Origin of the sequence: Streptomyces jeddahensis (assembly GCF_001642995.1) — a bacterium.
Lineage (GTDB): Bacteria > Actinomycetota > Actinomycetes > Streptomycetales > Streptomycetaceae > Streptomyces > Streptomyces jeddahensis.
In genome coordinates this window covers 1-20,304 of the sequence record NZ_LOHS01000055.1, presented here as the reverse complement: position 1 = coordinate 20,304, position 20,304 = coordinate 1, and the positions used below count along the sequence as shown (strand labels likewise).

The 20,304-nt window shown below is 72.3% G+C and carries 17 protein-coding genes; 12 read left to right on the top strand and 5 right to left on the bottom strand.

Annotated features, from left to right (window positions below; genetic code table 11):
* Window positions 1–335: 335 nt before the first annotated feature.
* On the bottom strand, window positions 336–869 hold the full coding sequence (locus STSP_RS08855) for a hypothetical protein (RefSeq protein ID WP_067274388.1): 534 nt from the start codon (window positions 867–869) through the stop codon (window positions 336–338).
* Window positions 870–1,181: 312 nt separating this feature from the next.
* On the opposite strand from STSP_RS08855, the gene fmt reads away from it, so the two are divergent.
* From fmt to STSP_RS08805, 10 genes are all read left to right on the top strand, one after another.
* Complete coding sequence (gene fmt, locus STSP_RS08850; RefSeq protein WP_067274385.1) at window positions 1,182–2,126, top strand: methionyl-tRNA formyltransferase; 945 nt, start codon at window positions 1,182–1,184, stop codon at window positions 2,124–2,126.
* A gap of 187 nt (window positions 2,127–2,313) precedes the next feature.
* Window positions 2,314–3,744: an RsmB/NOP family class I SAM-dependent RNA methyltransferase gene (locus STSP_RS08845; protein ID WP_067274383.1), complete on the top strand. Its 1,431-nt coding sequence runs from the start codon at window positions 2,314–2,316 to the stop codon at window positions 3,742–3,744.
* A 212-nt stretch (window positions 3,745–3,956) separates the two neighbouring features.
* Window positions 3,957–4,643, top strand: a complete 687-nt coding sequence (gene rpe / locus STSP_RS08840) for a ribulose-phosphate 3-epimerase (protein WP_067274378.1) — start codon at window positions 3,957–3,959, stop codon at window positions 4,641–4,643.
* A gap of 78 nt (window positions 4,644–4,721) precedes the next feature.
* The gene (locus STSP_RS08835; protein ID WP_067274375.1) at window positions 4,722–5,765 is read left to right on the top strand and encodes a sugar-binding transcriptional regulator; all 1,044 of its coding nucleotides are present in this window, start codon (window positions 4,722–4,724) and stop codon (window positions 5,763–5,765) included.
* A gap of 147 nt (window positions 5,766–5,912) precedes the next feature.
* A complete protein-coding gene (locus STSP_RS08830) occupies window positions 5,913–6,272 on the top strand; it encodes a barstar family protein (protein ID WP_067274373.1) in 360 nt (119 codons plus the stop codon).
* A 108-nt stretch (window positions 6,273–6,380) separates the two neighbouring features.
* Window positions 6,381–7,823 carry a GuaB1 family IMP dehydrogenase-related protein gene (locus STSP_RS08825; protein ID WP_067274399.1) on the top strand — a complete coding sequence of 481 codons (1,443 nt, stop codon included), beginning with the start codon at window positions 6,381–6,383 and terminating at the stop codon, window positions 7,821–7,823.
* 159 nt (window positions 7,824–7,982) lie between these two features.
* On the top strand, window positions 7,983–8,435 hold the full coding sequence (locus STSP_RS08820; protein ID WP_067274370.1) for an Lrp/AsnC family transcriptional regulator: 453 nt from the start codon (window positions 7,983–7,985) through the stop codon (window positions 8,433–8,435).
* Between the two features lie 158 nt (window positions 8,436–8,593).
* Window positions 8,594–9,799, top strand: coding sequence for an MFS transporter (locus STSP_RS08815; RefSeq protein WP_067274368.1), 1,206 nt, complete (start codon window positions 8,594–8,596; stop codon window positions 9,797–9,799).
* Window positions 9,800–9,957: 158 nt separating this feature from the next.
* Window positions 9,958–10,746 (top strand): carbon-nitrogen hydrolase family protein, encoded by a 789-nt coding sequence (locus tag STSP_RS08810; protein WP_067274365.1) that lies wholly within the window; start codon window positions 9,958–9,960, stop codon window positions 10,744–10,746.
* A 62-nt stretch (window positions 10,747–10,808) separates the two neighbouring features.
* Entirely contained in the window at window positions 10,809–12,506 is a 1,698-nt protein-coding gene (locus STSP_RS08805) for a flavin monoamine oxidase family protein (protein WP_067274363.1), read from the top strand.
* A gap of 88 nt (window positions 12,507–12,594) precedes the next feature.
* On the opposite strand, the gene STSP_RS08800 is transcribed toward STSP_RS08805, so the two are convergent.
* Entirely contained in the window at window positions 12,595–13,524 is a 930-nt protein-coding gene (locus STSP_RS08800) for an LLM class F420-dependent oxidoreductase (RefSeq protein ID WP_067274359.1), read from the bottom strand.
* A gap of 152 nt (window positions 13,525–13,676) precedes the next feature.
* Entirely contained in the window at window positions 13,677–14,375 is a 699-nt protein-coding gene (locus STSP_RS08795) for a DUF5995 family protein (protein ID WP_067274358.1), read from the bottom strand.
* Window positions 14,376–14,821: 446 nt separating this feature from the next.
* On the opposite strand from STSP_RS08795, the gene STSP_RS08790 reads away from it, so the two are divergent.
* Window positions 14,822–15,961 carry a glycoside hydrolase family 6 protein gene (locus STSP_RS08790; RefSeq protein WP_067274355.1) on the top strand — a complete coding sequence of 380 codons (1,140 nt, stop codon included), beginning with the start codon at window positions 14,822–14,824 and terminating at the stop codon, window positions 15,959–15,961.
* Here STSP_RS08790 and STSP_RS08785 read toward each other — a convergent pair.
* Both STSP_RS08785 and STSP_RS08780 read right to left on the bottom strand, forming a co-directional pair.
* Window positions 15,937–17,403 (bottom strand): uracil-xanthine permease family protein, encoded by a 1,467-nt coding sequence (locus STSP_RS08785; protein WP_067274353.1) that lies wholly within the window; start codon window positions 17,401–17,403, stop codon window positions 15,937–15,939. The genes STSP_RS08790 and STSP_RS08785 overlap by 25 nt on opposite strands.
* Before the next feature lie 227 nt (window positions 17,404–17,630).
* Window positions 17,631–18,842, bottom strand: a complete 1,212-nt coding sequence (locus tag STSP_RS08780; RefSeq protein ID WP_067274352.1) for an MFS transporter — start codon at window positions 18,840–18,842, stop codon at window positions 17,631–17,633.
* A gap of 200 nt (window positions 18,843–19,042) precedes the next feature.
* On the opposite strand from STSP_RS08780, the gene STSP_RS08775 reads away from it, so the two are divergent.
* Entirely contained in the window at window positions 19,043–20,233 is a 1,191-nt protein-coding gene (locus STSP_RS08775; protein WP_067274396.1) for an ROK family transcriptional regulator, read from the top strand.
* Window positions 20,234–20,304: the final 71 nt, after the last annotated feature.

Here is a 20,304-nt window from a genome sequence, read left to right as displayed (position 1 = left end):
GGTCGGGGCCGCGCCGGGATGTACGTCCTCGGTCTGGCGCCGAACCGTACGTCGTCGGGCGAGCCCGGATTTTGCGCCAGCTGCTGCGGGCGCACATCCCGCCACGTCCCTTTCGGTACGTACGCGGCGATCGGCCGGTGGCCGGTTTCGGCCCTTGGCCACGGGTGGCCGGGGTTCCGTCGGTCACAGGGTCGACCGGCCCGTGCCGTGCTATGCGACATCCCTTGGCCCGTACGCCGCTTTCAGTCGGAGGCACTGCGCCTGGCGCGCGACATGCGTCTGCCTCCCGCCCCGCGCGCGATCGGGCGCGTGGGCCGGGAGGCAGACGCCGGTGTTCAGCCGTTGCGAGGGCCGGGGAAGGCCCCGGGCCGCGCCTCGTCGCGGAGGCCGGGGCTGCCCGCCGTCGGCTGGGTCGGCATGGATCGGGCGGCGGGGACGGCCGGGAGCGCCGTTCCCAGGGGCACGGCGCGGGCGCTGGACGGTTCCGCCGAGCGCTCGGCGTTGGCCGCCGCCTGGGCCGCGGCCCGCCGGGCACCGTACCGCCGGTGCACCGCCTGCTTCGTCACCCCCAGCGCCGAGCCCACCGCGTCCCACGAGAAGCCCAGTGAGCGGTCGAAGTCCACAGCGGCCGTGACCAGGGTCTCGACACTGTCACGCAGCTCCTGGGCGAGACGGACCGTCGGGGCGGGTGCCCGTCCGTAGACGACGAAGCCCGTGGCGGGGCCGGAGCGGCGCGGGCGGTAGACGTTGCCCAACTGGGCGGTGAGGGTGCGCAATGCGTCCACCTGCCGGCGGACCCGCTCGATGTCCCGCACCAGCAGGTGCAGGCTGGCCCGAGCCTGGGCGTCGTGGGTTGCATGGTCGGCCATGAACAAGCCTCTCGAACCGGCGTTGAAAAAGGGATCGGGCCGTGTCGGCGGCCCGTGTGGTCAACTCTCTCTTGACCAACGCGCCGAACGGTGTGTGGTCACGCTGAAAGGGCGTAAGGGCATATGCGCAGGGCGCACATCTGCGCGTACGCCCCCGCGGTCCCGCCCGACGTCAGAGCGTGCCTGTGCGGCGTCAGCGACGGGGCCCGCGCCGGCCCGGCCGACGGCCATAGACTGGTGCGCTGCCGTCACAGGCCCCGGCCCGCGGCCGGACACCTGTGGGCCTGCACGAGAGATGCGAGGTATTTCCGAGTGAAGCTGGTCTTCGCAGGCACCCCCGAGGTCGCCGTTCCCGCTCTGGACGCCCTGATCGCCTCCGGGCGGCACGAGGTGGCCGCCGTCGTCACCCGGCCGGACGCCCCGGCCGGACGCGGCCGCCACCTGGTCGCCAGCCCGGTCGCCGAACGCGCCGAGGAGGCCGGGATCGAGGTGCTCAAGCCCGCGAAGCCGCGCGACGAGGACTTTCTGGCGCGGCTGCGGGAGATCGCGCCCGACTGCTGCCCGGTCGTCGCGTACGGAGCACTGCTGCCCAAGGCCGCGCTCGACATCCCGGTCCACGGCTGGGTCAACCTGCACTTCTCGCTGCTGCCCGCCTGGCGCGGCGCCGCCCCCGTGCAGCACGCCCTCATGGCGGGCGACGAGATCACCGGCGCGTCCACCTTCCTCATCGAGGAGGGGCTCGACTCCGGTCCCGTCTACGGCACCGTGACGGAACAGGTGCGCCCCACCGACACCAGCGGCGATCTGCTCACCCGGCTCGCCTTCGCGGGAGCCGGGCTGCTCGCCGCGACGATGGACGGCATCGAGGACGGCACCCTCAAGGCCGTGCCGCAGCCCACCGAGGGCGTCACCTTCGCGCCGAAGATCACCGTCGAGGACGCACAGATCGACTGGTCGGCGCCCGCACTGCGCGTGGACCGGGTGGTGCGCGGCTGCACACCGGCCCCCGGCGCGTGGACCGTCTTCCGCGGCGAGCGCCTCAAGCTCATCCAGGTCGCGCTCACCCCCGAACGGGACGACATTGCTCCGGGGGAGCTGTCCGTCGGCAAGAACAACGTGTACGTGGGCACGGGCTCGCACGCTGTGGAACTGCTGTGGGTGCAGGCGCAGGGCAAGAAGCCGATGAAGGCGGCGGACTGGGCCCGGGGGGTCCGAATCGCGGTCGGTGAGCGGCTCGGGGTGCAGAGCCAGCGGTAGCCAGCGGTAGGGCAGGCTGTTGGGGCGGCGCGCCTTGGCACCGTCTCGCGCCGCGGTGCGGACCCCCCTTGCCCTGGCCTTCCGCGAACCGCGGCAGCGGGCCGCGGGGTGCACCGTCCCCACGGCCGTGAAGCGGGGCGACGTACGCTTGACGGGTACGTCATCCAAGATCCGGAGCACTTTTTTCGTGAGCGAGTCACCTCGTCGTCGTCCCCGTCCGCAGGGCAAGCCGTACCGGCGCCCCAAGAAGGACCCCGTCCGCATACTCGCCTTCGAGGCGCTGCGCGCCGTCGACGAGCGCGACGCGTACGCCAACCTCGTGCTGCCCCCGCTGCTCCGGAAAGCCCGTGAGAAGGACGGTTTCGACGGGCGGGACGCGGCGCTCGCCACCGAGCTGGTGTACGGGACGCTGCGCCGGCAGGGCACGTACGACGCGATCATCGCGGCCTGCATCGACCGGCCGCTGGGCGAGGTGGACCCGCCGGTTCTGGACGTGCTGAGCCTCGGCGTGCACCAGCTGCTCGGCACGCGCATCCCGTCGCACGCGGCGGTCTCCGCGACCGTGGAGCTGGCGCGGGTCGTCCTCGGCGACGGGCGCGCCAAGTTCGTCAACGCCGTGCTGCGCAAGGTCGCGCAGCAGGACCTGGACGGCTGGCTGGAGAAGGTGGCACCGCCCTACGACGAGGACCCCGAGGACCATCTCGCGGTCGTGCACTCGCATCCGCGCTGGATCGTCTCGGCGCTCTGGGACGCGCTCGGCGGCGGCCGGGCCGGGATCGAGGACCTGCTGGAGGCCGACAACGAGCGGCCCGAGGTGACGCTCGTCGCGCGGCCGGGCCGCTCGACCGCAGAGGAGCTGCTCGACGGCTTGGGCGAGGAGGCCGCCCTGCCCGGCCGCTGGTCGCCCTACGCGGTACGGCTCACCGAGGGCGGCGACCCCGGCTCGCTCGACGCCGTGCGCGAGGGGCACGCCGGCGTTCAGGACGAGGGCAGCCAGCTGGTGGCGCTCGCCCTCGCGAACGCGCCCCTCGACGGGCCGGACGAGAAGTGGCTGGACGGGTGCGCCGGCCCCGGCGGCAAGGCCGCGATGCTCGCCGGCCTCGCCGCACAGCGCGGCGCCGTGCTCCTCGCCTCCGAGAAGCAGCCGCACCGTGCCGGACTCGTCGCCAAGGCGCTCTCCGGCAACCCCGGCCCGTACCAGGTCATTGCTGCGGACGGCACGCGTCCGCCGTGGCGCCCCGGCACGTTCGACCGGGTCCTGATGGACGTGCCCTGCACCGGGCTCGGCGCCCTGCGCCGCCGGCCGGAGGCCCGGTGGCGCCGTCGCCCGGACGATCTGGACGGGTTCGCGCCCCTGCAGCGCGCACTGCTGCGCACTGCGCTCGACTCGGTCCGCGTCGGGGGCGTCGTCGGTTACGCGACCTGTTCGCCGCATCTCGCCGAGACCCGCGCCGTCGTCGACGACGTGCTGAAGCACGACGGCGGCGCCGAGCTGATCGATGCGCGGGGGCTTCTGCCGGGCGTGCCGGCGCTTGGGGACGGGCCGGACGTGCAGCTGTGGCCGCATCTGCACGGGACGGATGCGATGTACTTGGCGCTGTTGCGCCGTACCTCCTGACGGCCCTTACAGGGCCTCGGCGGCGCCGCCACCACCTGAACGTTGTACGCCGGGTGCGGGTACGTCGTGGGTTGTGCCCACCCTCCCCCAGCTACCGCTGGGAGGTGCCCCCAGCCCTGCGGAACGCCTGCCCACAACGGTTACCGGCCGCCGGGGGCCGAGGTGCGGGACCGGGGGAGGGCAAGCGGCCGCAGGCATGGCAGGCTTGGGGCATGGCCGTGCAGATCAACCCCAGCATCCTGTCCGCCGACTTCGCCCGCCTCGCCGACGAGGCCCGGGCCGTCGAAGGGGCCGACTGGCTCCACGTCGACGTGATGGACAACCACTTCGTCCCGAATCTCACCCTCGGGGTGCCGGTCGTGGAGTCCCTGAGCCGTGCCACTGACACCCCGCTGGACTGCCATCTGATGATCGAGGATCCCGACCGCTGGGCCCCGCAGTACGTCGAGGCGGGCGCCGGTTCGGTCACCTTCCACGTCGAGGCGGCGGCGGCACCCGTGCGTCTCGCGCGTGAGATCCGCGCGAAGGGCGCCCGGGCCTCCATGGCCCTGAAGCCGGCCACGCCCATCGAGCCGTACGAGGACCTGCTCCCCGAGCTGGACATGCTGCTGGTCATGACCGTCGAGCCGGGCTTCGGCGGGCAGGCGTTCCTCGACATCATGCTGCCGAAGATCCGCCGCACCCGTGAGCTGATCAGCAAGCACGGCCTGGAGCTGTGGCTGCAAGTCGACGGCGGTGTCTCGGCCTCCACCATCGAGCGCTGCGCCGAGGCCGGCGCGGACGTCTTCGTCGCCGGTTCCGCGGTGTACGGGGCGGACGACCCGGCCGAGGCGGTACGTGCACTACGCACCCAGGCGGAGGCCGCGACGGCCACCGCCGGGTGGGCGTGCAACCACTGACCGACGAGTACGTGAACGCCGCCCATCAGGGCTGATCAAGCACGCCGGATCTGCAAGGATGAACGGCGAATCCAGAGTGTGAACAGCAGTGAGGAGAGCGCCGTGACTGGCATGTCGGCGGGACGGCCAGCCCTGCGGATGGGACCCGCTGAGCTGGTGCAGGCGGCGGCCATGGCCCGTCGCTTCTACCTCGAGGGCAAGTCCAAGATCCAGATCGCCGAGGAGTTCGGCGTCAGCCGGTTCAAGGTGGCGCGGGTTCTGGAGACGGCACTCGAGCGCGACCTCGTAAGGATCGAGATCCGGGTGCCGGCCGAGCTGGACGCGGAGCGCTCCGACGCGCTGCGCTCCCGGTACGGCCTGCGGCACGCCGTGGTCGTCGAGTCCCCGGCGGAGGCCGAGGAGTCGCCCGACCCGGAGAACCTCGGCGAGGTCGCGGCGGACCTCCTCGGCGAGCTCGTCCACGAGGGCGACGTCCTGGGCCTCGCCTGGGGCCGCTCGACGATTCACATGGCGGCGGCGCTCGACCGGCTGCCGCCCTGCACCGTCGTGCAGCTCACGGGCGTGTACGACGCCGGGACCGCCGAGCGCGGCTCGGTGGAAGCCGTCCGGCGCGCGGCGCAGGTCTCCGGCGGCGACGCGCACCCCATTTACGCGCCGATGCTGCTGCCCGACGCGGCCACGGCCGCGGCGCTGCGCAACCAGACCGGCATCGCCCGCGCCTTCGAGTACTTCGACAAGGTGACCGTGGCGTGTGTGTCCATCGGTTCCTGGGAGGCGGGTATCTCCACGGTCCACGACATGCTCAGCGACGAGGAGCGCGCGCACTACGCGTCGCTCGGTGTCGCCGCCGAGATGTCGGCGCATCTCTTCGATGCCGAGGGGCGGCGGGTCGGGCGGGACCTGGGGGAGCGGTGCATCACGGTCGAGGCCGATCGGCTGCGGCGGATTCCCGAGGTCGTCGCCATCGCGGGCGGGCAGCGCAAGGCGCCGGCCATCGACGCGGTGCTGCGCTCCGGGCTGGTCACCAGCCTCGTCACGGACACCGCGGCCGCGGACTTCCTGATGACCGCCGGCCCCACGCCGAGGCCGGCACTCGAACGGGCGGACCCGGACGGGCCGTGATCGTTGGATTTCCCCCACCCCGCCCCTTCCCGTAACTGGGGCTCCGCCCCAGACCCCTTTATCGCCCTGGCGGGCTCGTCCTCAAGCGCCGGACGGGCTGAAATGCAGCTCGTCCGGCGCTTGAGGACCGGGAAAAGGCGGTGCGAGATGACCGAGCACGGCTGGTGCACCACCGTCCTCGACCTCACCGGGGTCGAGGACAAGCCGCAGTTCATGGAGCGGTGCGCCCAGGCGCTGGCGCTCCCCGAGTGGTTCGGGCGGAACTGGGACGCGCTCGCGGACAGCCTCACCGACGTCTCCGTATGGCCGTCCACCGCTGCCGAACGCGGCCTCCTGGTCGTCGTCACGGGCTGGCAGGGATACGCCGCGGCACGGCCGGAGGAGTGGGCCGTCGTGCAGGAGGTCTTCTCGGAGGCCGTGGACCGCATGCGGAAGCGGGGCCCGGCGCTCTCGGTGATGCTGGCACTCGGAGGATCCGACCAGCCCCGCACCGACATGACTGGATGATTGTCCCGCCCGCTGTACAGCACTCCCATGGGACAATGAAGTACGTGCTTCCTCCCCCTCGGCTGACCTGCCCGGGGGCCACCTCTGATCGACTGGGATGTGCAGCACGTGCGTTTCCTCAACGACATCCAGCCCCCGTACGACCTGACGTATGACGACGTCTTCATGGTGCCCAGCCGCTCCGCGGTCGGCTCGCGGCAGGACGTCGACCTCGCTTCGCTGGACGGCTCGGGCACCACGATTCCGCTGGTCGTCGCCAACATGACCGCGATCGCGGGCCGTCGGATGGCCGAGACCGTGGCGCGCCGAGGCGGACTCGTCGTCATCCCGCAGGACATCCCGATCGAGGTCGTCACCGAGGTCGTCTCCTGGGTCAAGCAGCGCGATCTCGTGCTGGACACCCCCATCGTGCTGGCCCCGCACCAGACCGTCGCCGATGCGATGTCCCTGCTGCACAAGCGGGCGCACAACGCAGGCGTCGTAGTGGACGAGAACCACAAGCCCATCGGCGTGGTGACCGACGCCGACCTGAGCGGCGTCGACCGCTTCACGCAGCTGACCGAGGTCATGTCGAAGGATCTGTTCCTCCTCGACTCGGACATCGACCCGCGCCAGGCCTTCACCACGCTCGACGGCGCCAACCGCCGGTACGCCCCCGCCGTGGACGGCGACGGCCGCCTCGCGGGCATCCTGACCCGCAAGGGCGCCCTCCGCGCGACCCTCTACAAGCCCGCCGTCGACGTGCAGGGCAGGCTGCGCATCGCCGCCGCCGTCGGCATCAACGGCGATGTGGCGGGCAAGGCCAAGCAGCTGCTCGACGCGGGTGTCGACACGCTCGTTGTCGACACCGCGCACGGCCACCAGGAGTCGATGGTCACCGCGCTCAAGGCAGTGCGGGCCCTCGACCCGCAGGTGCCCGTCGTCGCGGGCAACGTCGTCGCCGCCGAGGGCGTCAGGGACCTGATCGAGGCCGGCGCCGACATCGTCAAGGTGGGCGTGGGCCCGGGCGCCATGTGCACGACCCGCATGATGACCGGCGTCGGGCGCCCCCAGTTCTCCGCCGTCCTCGAGTGCGCCGCTGAGGCCCGGAAGTACGGCAAGCACGTGTGGGCCGACGGCGGTGTCCGGCACCCGCGCGACGTCGCCATGGCGCTGGCCGCCGGCGCGTCGAACGTGATGATCGGCTCGTGGTTCGCGGGCACGTACGAGTCGCCCGGCGATCTGCAGCAGGACGCCGACGGACGGCTCTACAAGGAGTCCTTCGGCATGGCGTCGGCGCGTGCCGTCCGCAACCGTACGAGCGAGGAGTCCGCGTACGACCGCGCCCGCAAGGCGCTGTTCCAGGAGGGCATCTCGACGTCCCGGATGTTCCTCGACCCGGCCCGCCCGGGCGTCGAGGACCTGATCGACTCGATCATCGCGGGCGTCCGCTCCTCCTGCACCTACGCGGGTGCGCACTCGCTCGAGGAGTTCGCCGAGAAGGCGATCGTCGGCATCCAGAGCGCGGCGGGCTACGCGGAGGGCAAGCCGCTGCACGCAAGCTGGAACTGATGAGGACGGCGGCACGCTGCCGCCGCCCCATCGCACACTGCTACGGCCCCACGGTGCGACCGCGGGGCCGTAGCAGTGTGCTGTCGGCCGACGTGTTCTACTTCCCTTGCGGCCACCGCCGCTCCCCCCTCACGACCCCAGAGAAGCGAACCGCCCGCAGTGCTGAACGATCTCGACGAACGCATCGTGCACGCCCTCGCCGAGGACGCCCGCCGCTCCTACGCCGACATCGGCCAGCTGGTCGGCCTGTCCGCGCCCGCCGTGAAGCGGCGCGTGGACCGGCTGCGCGCCACCGGCGCGATCACCGGATTCACCGTACGGGTCGACCCGGCGGCGCTCGGCTGGGAGACCGAGGGGTTCATCGAGATCTTCTGCCGGCGCAACACCTCGCCGGAGACCATCCAGCGTGGGCTCGAGCGGTACCACGAGGTCGTGGCCGCCTCCACCGTCACCGGCGAGGCGGACGCGGTCGTGCAGGTCTTCGCGTCCGACATGCGGCACTTCGAGCGGGTTCTGGAGCGGATCGCCGGGGAGCCGTTCGTCGAGCGCACGAAGTCCGTGCTGGTGCTGTCGCCGCTGGTACGGCGGTTCTCGTCGGGGTCGCCCACTTAGCACCAAGAGGCTCCGCCAGGCGCCGTCTGGGCCGGACGGGCGGGCCCGTCTACCATCGCTGCCATGACCTGGCGACATTGATATACCAGCCATGCCTCCCGAGGGCCGCCTCGGGCGCCGTACCTCCGGCGTCCGAACTGTCCCTGCGGGAAGGCCTCATGACACTCTCACCTGCTCGTGTGCCCGCCACCGGTGTCCGGCGGCTGACGGTCACGCTGTACGGCCACGCGTTCCTCGACGACTTCGTGCTGCTCTATCCGGTGTACGCGCTGCTGTTCAGCGACACCGGTCTCTCGGTCTGGCAGATCTCCTCGCTGTTCGCCCTCTGGTCGGTGACCGGTGTGCTGCTGGAGGTGCCCTCCGGCGCCTGGGCCGACGCGGTCTCCCGGCGGCTGCTGCTGTCGCTCGGCCCGCTGCTCACCGCGGTCGGCTTCGCCCTGTGGGTGCTCACCCCCTCGTACTGGGCCTTCGCCCTCGGCTTCGTGCTGTGGGGCGCCAAGGGAGCCCTGAGCTCCGGTGCGCTGGAGGCGCTGGTGTACGAGGAACTCGCGCGGCTCGGCGCGGCCGACCGGTACGCGCGCGTGATGGGCCGGGCCCGCGCGGCGGGGCTGGCGGCCGTGATGGCAGCGATGGGGCTCGCCGGGCCCGTGCTCACCTGGGGCGGCTACCCGGGCGTGGGCGCGGCCAGCGTGCTGGCCTGCCTGCTGACCGCGGCGGTGGCGGCCCGGTTCCCGGAACACAGGGCCGCCCCAGCCGAGGGCTCCCGTTGGGCCGCGACGGTCATGACCCTGCGGGCCGGACTCGCCGAAGCCCGCGGCGACCGGTCCGTACGCGGTGCCCTGCTGCTCGTTCCGGCCGTCACCGCCGTGTGGGGCGCGCTCGACGAGTACACGCCGCTGCTCGTGCGCGACACCGGCGTATCCGCGGATGCCGTACCGCAGTTCCTGCTGATGGTCTGGGCCGGGCCGGTGGTCGGCGGTCTGCTGGCCGGCGTGGGGCAGCGGCTGGGCGCGGCCGGACTCGCCTGGCTGCTCGCGGGCTCCGCGCTGGCCCTGGCCACGGGAGCGGTGGCGCGGACCCCGTCCGGCATCGCGCTGGTGGCCCTCGCCTTCGGCGGATTCCAGCTCGCGAGCGTCCTGGCCGACGCCCGGCTCCAGCAGCGCATCGAGGGGACCGGCCGCGCCACCCTGACCTCGGTGGCCGGTGTGGGCACGGACCTGACGACGGTCACCGTATACGGCGCGTACGCGGTGGTCGGCTCGACGGCCGCGCACGGCACCGTCTTCGCGCTGTTCGCGGTGCCGTATCTGGTCATGGCGCTGCTGCTGGCCGCGCGCGCACGTCCCGCCCGAGCACGTCCGTGACCTGCGGCTTCCGTCGCGCAACGAATCGCCACCCGAGCCCTGAACGACGCAATGATTCGTTCACCGGTGCGCAACGGCTCCTGCTTGTGGGGCTCCGTCCGCCGACCGTACGGTCTATGCGGCCCCCGCAATCCCCGTCCCACGGTGAGGAATCACGCATGCGCACCGCCCTGCTCCAGAGCTCCGGCCGGCCCGGCTCGGTCGTCGAGAACCTCAAGGTCCTCGACGAGGCCGCAGGCCGGGCGGCGGCCGCGGGAGCCGGGCTGCTCGTGGCGCCGGAGATGTTTCTGACCGGGTACGCGATCGGCGACGACATCGCCCGGCTCGCCGAGCCCGCCGACGGCGACTCCGCCGACGCGGTCGCCGAGATCGCCGGACGGCACGGCCTCGCGATCGCCTACGGCTACCCAGAGCGCTCCGGGGACGACGTCTTCAACTCCGCCCAGCTCCTCTCCGCCGACGGCACCCGCCTGGCGAACTACCGCAAGACCCACCTCTTCGGCTGCTTCGAGCGCGACCACTTCACGCCGGGCGAGCAGCCGGTGGTGCAGGCGGAGCTGAACGGCCTCCGTGTCGGCCTGATGATCTGCTACGACGTGGAGTTCCCGGAGAACGTCCGTGCCCACGCGCTCGCAGGCACGGACCTGCTCGTGGTGCCCACCGCCCAGATGCACCCGTTCCAGTTCGTCGCCGAGTGCATGGTCCCGGTGCGGGCCTTCGAGAACCAGATGTACGTCGCGTACGTCAACCGGGTCGGGCAGGAAGGGGAGTTCGACTTCGTCGGTCTCTCCACACTGGCCGGACCCGACGGGGTCGCCCGCGCACGCGCCGGACGCGGCGAGGAACTGGTCCTCGCCGACACCGACCCCGCCTTCCTCGCGGCCTCACGTGAGGCCAACCCGTATCTGAAGGACCGCCGGCCCGGCCTCTACGGGCCCCTCGTCTGAGCCCAGGCGTCTGAGCCCCAAGCCTTCCCCCGAGTTCTCTTCGCGCAAGGAGTCCGTACCCCATGACGTCCACGGTGCCCAACGCCGTCCAGCACACCGACGGCGCGCAGCCGCCGATCACCATGTTCGGGCCGGACTTCCCGTACGCGTACGACGACTTCCTCGCGCACCCGGCGGGCCTGGGCCAGATACCCGCGACCGAGCACGGCACCGAGGTGGCCGTCGTCGGCGGCGGACTGTCCGGCATCGTGGCCGCGTACGAGCTGATGAAGATGGGCCTCAAGCCCGTCGTGTACGAGGCCGACCGGATCGGCGGGCGGCTGCGGACCGTGGGCTTCGACGGCTGCGACCCCTCGCTCACCGCCGAGATGGGCGCGATGCGCTTCCCGCCGTCCTCGACGGCCCTTCAGCACTACATCGACCTCGTGGGTCTGGAGACCAGGCCGTTCCCCAACCCGCTCGCGGAGGCCACGCCCTCCACCGTCGTCGATCTCAAGGGCGAGACGCATTACGCCGAGACCGTCGAGGATCTGCCGCAGGTCTACCGCGATGTGGCGGACGCCTGGAACCGGTGCCTGGAGGAGGGCGCCGACTTCTCCGACATGAACCGGGCGATGCGCGAGCGCGACGTGCCGCGCATCCGTGAGATCTGGTCCCGGCTCGTCGAGGAGCTCGACAACCAGACCTTCTACGGCTTCCTCTGCGACTCGGAGGCCTTCAAGTCCTTCCGGCACCGCGAGATCTTCGGCCAGGTCGGCTTCGGCACCGGCGGCTGGGACACCGACTTCCCCAACTCCATCCTGGAGATCCTGCGCGTCGTCTACACCGAGGCCGACGACCACCACCGCGGCATCGTCGGCGGCTCCCAGCAGCTTCCGCTGCGGCTGTGGGAGCGCGAGCCCGAGAAGATCGTGCACTGGCCCTACGGCACGTCCCTGAAGTCGCTGCACGTGAACGGCGAGCCCCGCCCGGCCGTGACCCGGCTGCACCGCACCGCCGGCAACCGCATCACCGTCACGGACGCCTCAGGCAACATCCGCTCCTACCGAGCCGTGATCTTCACCGCCCAGTCCTGGATGCTGCTCTCCAAGATCGCGTGCGACGACGAACTCTTCCCGATCGACCACTGGACGGCGATCGAGCGCACCCACTACATGGAGTCCAGCAAGCTCTTCGTGCCGGTCGACCGGCCGTTCTGGCTCGACAAGGACGAGAAGACAGGGCGGGACGTCATGTCGATGACGCTCACGGACCGCATGACGCGCGGGACTTACCTGCTCGACAACGGCCCCGACCAGCCCGCCGTCATCTGTCTCTCCTACACCTGGTGCGACGACTCCCTGAAGTGGCTGCCGCTGTCGGCCAACGAGCGCATGGAGGTCATGCTCAAGTCGCTCGGCGAGATCTATCCGAAGGTCGACATCCGGAAGCACATCATCGGCAACCCGGTGACCGTGTCCTGGGAGAACGAGCCGTACTTCATGGGCGCGTTCAAGGCCAATCTGCCCGGCCACTACCGCTATCAGCGGCGCCTGTTCACGCACTTCATGCAGGATCGCCTCCCCGAGGACAAGCGCGGCATCTTCCTCGCCGGCGACGACATCTCCTGGACGGCGGGCTGGGCCGAGGGCGCCGTCCAGACCGCGCTCAACGCCGTGTGGGGCGTCATGCACCAGCTGGGCGGCGCGACCGATCCGACGAACCCCGGCCCGGGCGACGTGTACGACGAGATCGCGCCGGTCGAACTGCCCGAGGACTGACGGGAGGCAAGGGGGAGGAGCCGAGGGGAGTTGGGGACCCGCGGGACCTGCGGATTCCCCATCCCGGATCTCCACCCCGTCCAGCGGCTCAGACCCCGGCCGCCCGCGCCGCCTCGTACACCTCCGCCGCCAGGTCCTTGAGCTCCTCCGCGTCCCGGGCGGAGCCGCTGAGGTCGACGAAGATCTCGTCGAGACCGACCTCGGCGTGCGCCGCGAGATCCTCGGTGATCTGCTCGACGTTCCCCTGGAAGGGCGCGCGGTCCTCGCCTTCGTACGCCTTGGCCGAGTACCGGGGGTTGACCCGGAGCACGCTCTGGACGGGCTCCTTGCGGCCCTTCTCCGCGGCCAGGTCCTGCAGCTGCTGCCACTGCGCTGCGAGCTGGCCGGCGCCCATGCCGACCGGCATCCAGCCGTCGGCCCGCTCCACGAGCCGGCGCAGCGCGCGCGGGCTGTTCGCCGGGAGCAGCACCGGAATCGGCCGTACGGGCTTGGGACCCACCTCCGACGGCGCGATACGCGTCAGCGCCCCCTCGTACGACACGGGGTCCGGTCCCCAGACCGCCTGGCACACGTCGAGGAGCTCGTCGAGGACCTTGCCGCGCTGCTCGAACGGGGCCACCGACGCCGCGGCGTACTCGTCGAGCGACCAGCCCGTGCCGAAGCCCGCCACCACCCGGCCGCCGCTCGCGGCGTCGAGCGTGGCGAGGGAGCGGGCCAGCTGGAACGGCACGTGCAGCGGGGCGACCAGCACGCTGGTGCCCAGCCGCGCCCGCTCGGTCGCGGCCGCCGCCAGCGTCAGCGTCACCAGCGGGTCGGCCACCGAGCGGTACTCGTCGGGCCAGGGCAGTCCCGGGATCCCGTACAGGCCCTGGGTCGCCGGCTCGGGGAACAGGATCCGCTCGAACACCCACAGGCTCTCGTATCCGATGTCCTCGGCGGCCTTCGCCACCGCGGGCACGTCGCGTCCGAGGTCGTACTGCTTCAGCTGCGGGAGTGCCAGTCCGAGTGGGATCGCCATGCCTGTGCTCCTTCGCGTCGGTGTACGACTCGTCAACGTACAGCGGACGCACAGGAATTGCAGAGCTCGACGCTGCGGCATGGCTGGACTGATCTCCGCCGTGGCCGGATCGGTACGGTGCCTTCCCGTGCCGTGGCGCGCCGGGGTACCGGTCAGCCCGGCAGGGGAGTGAGCAGCATGCGGCCCACCAGCCCGACGCCCGCGTCGAGCCGCTGTGCGAACTCCTCGGCGACTTCCGGGAGTCCGCGCAGTGCCCAGAGCGACCGGGCCGCCGCCCATGCGCCGTCCCGCGCCCGTTCCAGACTCCAGCAGCCCAGCAGGTGCGTCAGCGGATCGGCGATCTGCAGCAGATCGGGACCGGGCATCAGATCTTCGCGGATGCGCTCCTCCAGCGACACGAGGAGATCGCCCACTCTGTCGAACTCGTCCTCCAACTCGGCCGGTTCGCAGCCAAGCGTACGACAGGCGTCCACGACGGCGAGCGCCAGATCGTGCCCGATGTGCGCATTGATGCCCGCAAGGGCGAACTGCGTCGGACGTACTCCGGGATGCCGCCGGTACTCGAACAGCGGCCGCCAGCACGCCGGCGGGCGGCGCTCTTGGGCCACCGCGTCGACCGCCGCCAGATAGCGCTCGGCGAACCGAATGTCCAGCGTGGCGGCGGCATGCGGGTCGGGGAACTCCCCTGTGTCGATGCGGCGGTCGACCTCCTGCGTGACGGCGAGGTAGACGCGGTTGAAGACCGCTACGCCGTCATGGTCCGGCCAGGCCTCGCCCAGCGCGCGCATCCGCGCCACCACCGCGTCGACCCCGTGCGGTGGCGAATGTGTGAACTGTTCCAACTGCGCCATGGGGGCAGGGTCCCAGTCCTAGGCTGGCGCCGGTGCCGCCCGGCCGCGGGCTTCCCCAGAACGGGGGAACGCCCCCGGCACGGGCAGACCGGCAGACCCGGCGACCCGGGAGACCGAGAAACCGGGAGACGGCCCGGACCGGAAGGCTGGCAAGGCCGGGCACGCAGGGCAGGCCACGCCTGGCACGCCGGCCAGGACCCCGGCCCGGCACGTCGGGTCAGGCCACGGCCCGGCACGTCAGGCCAGGACACGGCCCGGCACGCCGGCCGGGCCACGGCCCGGCAAGGCAACCGCGGCCCAGGACCGACCACGGCGCAGGGGATCGCCGGACCAGGACCGTGGCGCAGGGCAGCGCCACGGAGAAGGGGGAACAGCACGTGTCAGGCCCACGCGCGCAGCGCCTGGCGGAACGCAGGAGGCGGCGCGGACGCACCGGCCGCGGTGCCATGGCCGCGGCGGCATCGGTCGTCGTCGCCGTCGGCACGGTCACGGGCCTGGTCAACGCCCTTGACCAGGGCGGGGGAACGGACGAGGCGCGGCCGACGGTGACCGGGTCGCCGACTCTGCAGCCGCTGCCCGCGGTGCCCAGCGCGTCCCCCTCCACCACGTCGGCCTCGCCGTCGCCGTCGCCCTCCACGTCCTCGCCCAAGCCGTCGCCCAAGACGAAGGCCCCGTCCAAGGCGCCGAAGACGTCCGCCGCCGCCGCGCCCGCCGTGTCGACCCGGCTGTACCGGCACGACGACTCGCAGGTGCTCGACTGGGTCCGTGCCCACCGCAGCGATCCGAGGCGGCCGCTCATCGAATCGCGGATCGCCGACCAGCCCGCCGCCGTGTGGTTCGCCGACTACACGCCGTCCACGATCACCTCACGCGTGCGTGCGGTCACCTCGCGAGCAGCGGCCGACGGCCAGGTGCCGGTCGTCGTGCCCTACGCGATCCCGCAGCGCGACTGCGGCGGCGCGTCCCAGGGCGGGGCGCCCGACCTCGACGCGTACGACGCGTGGATCGACAAGTTCGCCGCCGGGCTCGGGTCCGGCGAGGTCATCGTGATCCTGGAACCGGACTCCCTCGCCCTGATCGACTGCCTCTGGGAGGGCGACCGGGCGCGGCGGTACGCGTCCCTGGCCCGCGCGGGCCGCGTCCTCAAGGCGGCCAACCCGGGGGCCAGGGTCTACTACGACGCGGGCCACTCCGGCTGGAACGCGCCCGCCACGCAGGCGACCCGGCTGCGGCAGGCGGGCGCGGCATCGGCCGCCTCGTCCGACGGAATCTTCACCAACGTGTCGAACTTCCACCGCACCACCGAAGAAGCGGCCTATGCCCGCCAGGTCCTGTCGGTGCTCGGCGGGCCGGCCGGCCTGGGCGCCGTCATCGACACCAGCCGGAACGGGAACGGTGCCCCACCCGAGGGCGAGTGGTGCGACCCGGCGGGCCGCAAGCTCGGCCAGCCGCCGACGTTACGCACCGGACAGGCCCGCATCGACGCCTACCTCTGGATCAAGCTGCCCGGGGAGTCCGACGGCTGCAAGGGCGCGCCGGGCACCTTCACCCCGGACTACGCCTACGACCTGGTGACGGGCGGCTGACCCTTCGACGGGTCCCCGCCAGCCTGCTGTCCGCCCGCGCCCGCCTCTTGTGCGGCCGCTTCCTTCTGCGCGTCCTTGTCGTACGTGGACGTGCCGGCGTCGAGGAGCGGCTCCTGCTTCTTGAGGTGGGCGGGGGCCATGGCGCGCAGCGCGTGGTACCCGGTGATCACGACGAGGGTGCCGAGGGCGATGCCGCTCAGCTCGAAGTTGTCCGTGATCTTCAGCGAGACGCCGCCGACGCCGATGATGATGCCTGCCGCCGCCGGGACGAGGTTCAGCGGATTGCGCAGATCCACCTTGGCGTTGATCCAGATCTGCGCGCCGAGCAGGCCGATCATGCCGTACAGGATGACGGTGATGCCGCCCAGGACACCGCCCGGGATGGCCGCCACGACCGCGCCGAACTTGGGGCAGAGACCGAAGAGCAGGGCGAAGCCCGCGGCGGCCCAGTACGCCGCCGTCGAGTAGACGCGGGTCGCGGCCATGACGCCGATGTTCTCGGAGTACGTCGTGTTGGGCGGTCCGCCCACCGCGGTGGACAGCATCGACGCGGCGCCGTCGGCGGCGATCGCGGTGCCGAGCTTGTCGTCCAGCGGGTCGCCGGTCATCTCGCCGACCGCCTTGACGTGGCCCGCGTTCTCGGCGATCAGCGCGATCACGACGGGCAGCGCGACCAGGATCGCCGACCACTCGAAACTCGGGCCGTGGAAGGACGGCAGGCCGATCCAGTCCGCCTTGGCGACGCCGGAGAGGTCGAGACGCCAGTGGTCGACGGCCTCGGTGCCGCCGGCCACCGAGTGGATCTTGCCGAAGAGGCGGTCGAACACCCACGAGATGCCGTATCCGAAGATCAGCCCGAGGAAGATCGCGATGCGCGACCAGAAACCGCGCAGGCAGACCACGGCCAAACCGGTGAACAGCATCACCAGCAGCGCCGTCCACTGGTCCTGCGGCCAGTACGTCGCGGCCGTGACCGGCGCCAGGTTGAAGCCGATGAGCATGACCACCGCGCCGGTGACGATCGGCGGCATGGTGGCGTGGATGATCCGCGCACCGAATCGCTGCACCGCGAGCCCGGCCAGGAAGAGCACGATGCCGACCACGAACACGGCACCGGTCACCACGGCGCTCGAGCCGCCCTGCGCCCTGATCACTGCGGCCACGCCGACGAAGGAGAGCGAACAGCCCAGGTAGCTGGGCACCCGGCCGCGCGTGGCCAGCAGGAAGACGACCGTCGCGATGCCCGACATCATGATCGCGAGGTTCGGGTCGAGACCCATCAGGACCGGTGCGACGAAGGAGGCGCCGAACATGGCGACCACGTGCTGGGCGCCGAGCCCGACCGTGCGGGGCCACGACAGCCGCTCGTCGGGTCGGACGACGGCTCCGGGTGCGGGCGTGCGCCCGTCGCCGTGCAGCCTCCAGCGCACGCCGAGATCCATGTGAGTTTTCGCTTTCTGTACGCCGAGACAAACAGTGCAATGCTAATGCGGCATGCGTAGTGCTTCTCCCCGCAGCGGGGGAGCACCGTCTGCCCAGGTGGCGGAGGTCCGTCTCGGCGAGGTGCCCACGCGGTGGCGCCGCCGCTCAGTGAGGAGCCCGCGAGGTGGCGCCACCGCGTCCGCTCAGGGCCGCGGATCAGCTGTCTCAGGGCCGCGGATCGGCCGTCTCAGGGCCGCGGATCAGCCGTCGTCGTACTCGTCGGTGCGCCGGCCCGCGCACTCTCCCGGCCGCCCGTACGCAGCACGCCTGCGAACACGATCAGGCCGAACGCCAGCACCGTCACCAGCCCGAAGGACACGACCAGGCTGGTCGCCTCGGCGAGCGAACCGATTGCCGACGGCGCGATCAGGCCCGACGTGTACGTGATGGTGGCGACGCCCGCGATGGCCTGGCTCGGGTTGGGCCCGCTGCGCCCGGCCGCGGCGAAGGCCAGCGGTACGACGACGGCGATGCCCAGGCCCAGCAATGCGAACCCGGCCATCGCGACCGCCGGATGCGAGGCCACGACGATGAGCAGACCGCCCAGCGTGGCCAGCGCCCCGCTCACCCGCACGGTGCGTACCGCGCCGAACCGGTTCACCACCGCGTCGCCTGCGATCCGGGCGATCGCCATGGTGAGCGTGAAGCCCGTGGTGCACGCGGCCGCCAGACCCGCCGACGTATCGAGCACGTCGCGCAGATAGACCGCGGACCAGTCGAGGCTCGCGCCCTCCGCGAACACCGCGCAGAACCCCACCGCGCCGATGAGCAGCGCCGACTTCGGCGGCAGCGCGAATCGCGGCGGCTCCTCGTCATCGGCCGGCCGCAGATCCAGTACGCCCTGGCAGGCGGCCAGCCCGGCGGCCGTGAGGACCGCCGCGGCCAGCAGGTGGTGGACGCGGGCGTCGGACCCCAGATGGGCGGCGAGCGTGCCCGCGGCGGAGCCGATCAGGGCGCCCGCGCTCCACATGCCGTGCAGACCGGACATGATCGACTTGCCGAGCCGGTTCTCGACCTCGACGCCCAGCGCGTTCATGGCGACATCCGCCATGCCGGCCGTCGCGCCGTACACGAAGAGCGCCGCGCACAGCGCGAGCAGGTTGGGCGCGAGCGAGGGCAGCACGAGCGCGAGCGTCCAGAGTGCGAGCAGGCCGCGCAGCGCGGTACGGGCGCCGAAACGGTGGCTCACCCAGCCGGCCACGGGCATCGCCACGGCGGCGCCCAGGGCGGGGAAGGCGAGGGCGACGCCGAGCTGGCCCGCGGTCACCGACGCATGGTCCTGGATCCACGGCACGCGAGTTGCGAAGGAGCCGGTGACCGCGCCGTGCACGGCGAAGACGGCGGCCACCGCGTACCGGGCGCGACTCACGTCGCGCTTGTCGTAGAGCGGTTCACTCATGCGGTGGTTCCTCCCCGATTCACCGGTGTCCGGATGCCGCGTTCCCGGATGCCTCGCTCCCGGATGCCTCGCTCCCGGCTTCTGCCCGTCGGCGGCCGTCGGCGGCCGTCGGCACGCAAGCTAGCAGAATTATTAGGGACCCTGCCTGATAATTACCGGCCAGGGAAGGCAAAGCGATGGCGATCTGGAAGGATCCCGGCATGCCCGCATCACCCAGCACCGCCCGGGCCATCAACGACCGGCTGGCGCTCCGCCTGCTGCAGCAGCAAGGGCCGTTGACAGCAGGCCAGTTGAAACAGCTGACCGGCCTGTCCCGGCCCACGGTCGCCGACCTCGTCGAGCGGCTGCAGAGCGCCGGACTGATCACGGTGGTCGGCGAGGCGGGCGCAGACCGCCGGGGGCCGAACGCACGGCTCTACGGGATCCTCGCCGACCGCGCGCACCTCGCCGCCCTCGACGTGCGTACCGACGGCCTCACCGTCGTCGTCGCCGACCTGCTCGGCACGGTGCTCGCCGAGGCGTCCGTACCGATCGGCGGAGACACCGGCACCGGACCCGCCGTCGAGCAGGCCGTCGCCCTCGTCGAGCGCACCGCGAAGGAGGCCGGCGCGGAGCGGCTGCACAGCATCGGCGTGGGCGCGCCCGGGCTGATCGACCCGGCGACCGGCGAGCTCCGTGACTCCAGCGGGCTGCCCGCCTGGCACCGCCGCCTCGCCGGCGCCCTCCAGGAACGGCTCGCGGCCGGCGTGCTCGTGGAGAACGAGACCAACCTGGCCGCCCTCGCCGAACAGCGCGACGGCGCCGCCGCCGACCGCGACACCTTCGTCCTGCTCTGGCTCGGCCACGGCGTCGGCGCCGCCGTCGTGCTCGACGGCGCCCTGCGCCGCGGCGCCTCGGGCGGCACCGGCGAGATCGGCTTCCTGCCGGTACCCGGCACGTCCGAACTGCCGTCCGCGACCGCCTGCGACGGCGGCTTCCACTCCCTCGCAGGGGCGGCCGCCATCGCCGAACTGGCCGTGCAGCACGGCCTCTTGACGCCTCTGGCGCTGAACGAGCTACCTGCTGCGGCGCTCGTACGTCAGGCGGCCGCGGCGGCGGGCGGCGCGGGGCATGCCGAGCGTGCCTTCCTCGACGCTCTCGCCGACCGGCTCGCCATAGGCGCGGCCTCGGTGACGGCCGTCCTCGACCCCGGATGCGTCGTCCTCGGCGGAGAGGTCGGACACGCGGGCGGCGAGGCTCTGGCCTCCCGCGTCGCGGACCGGCTCGCGTCGATGTCACCGCTCCGCACAGAGGTCCGCGCGAGCGCGCTGGGGGGCGCGGCGGTGCTGCGGGGGGCCCTGCTCACGGCCCGGGAGGCGGCCCAGGACGAGCTGTTCCCGGGGCGGGGATGAGGCGCAGCCGTACTCCGCCGCGGAGCGGCGTGTGTCGGCGGCCGCGGAGCGGTCGGAAAAGGGCGGGTGGG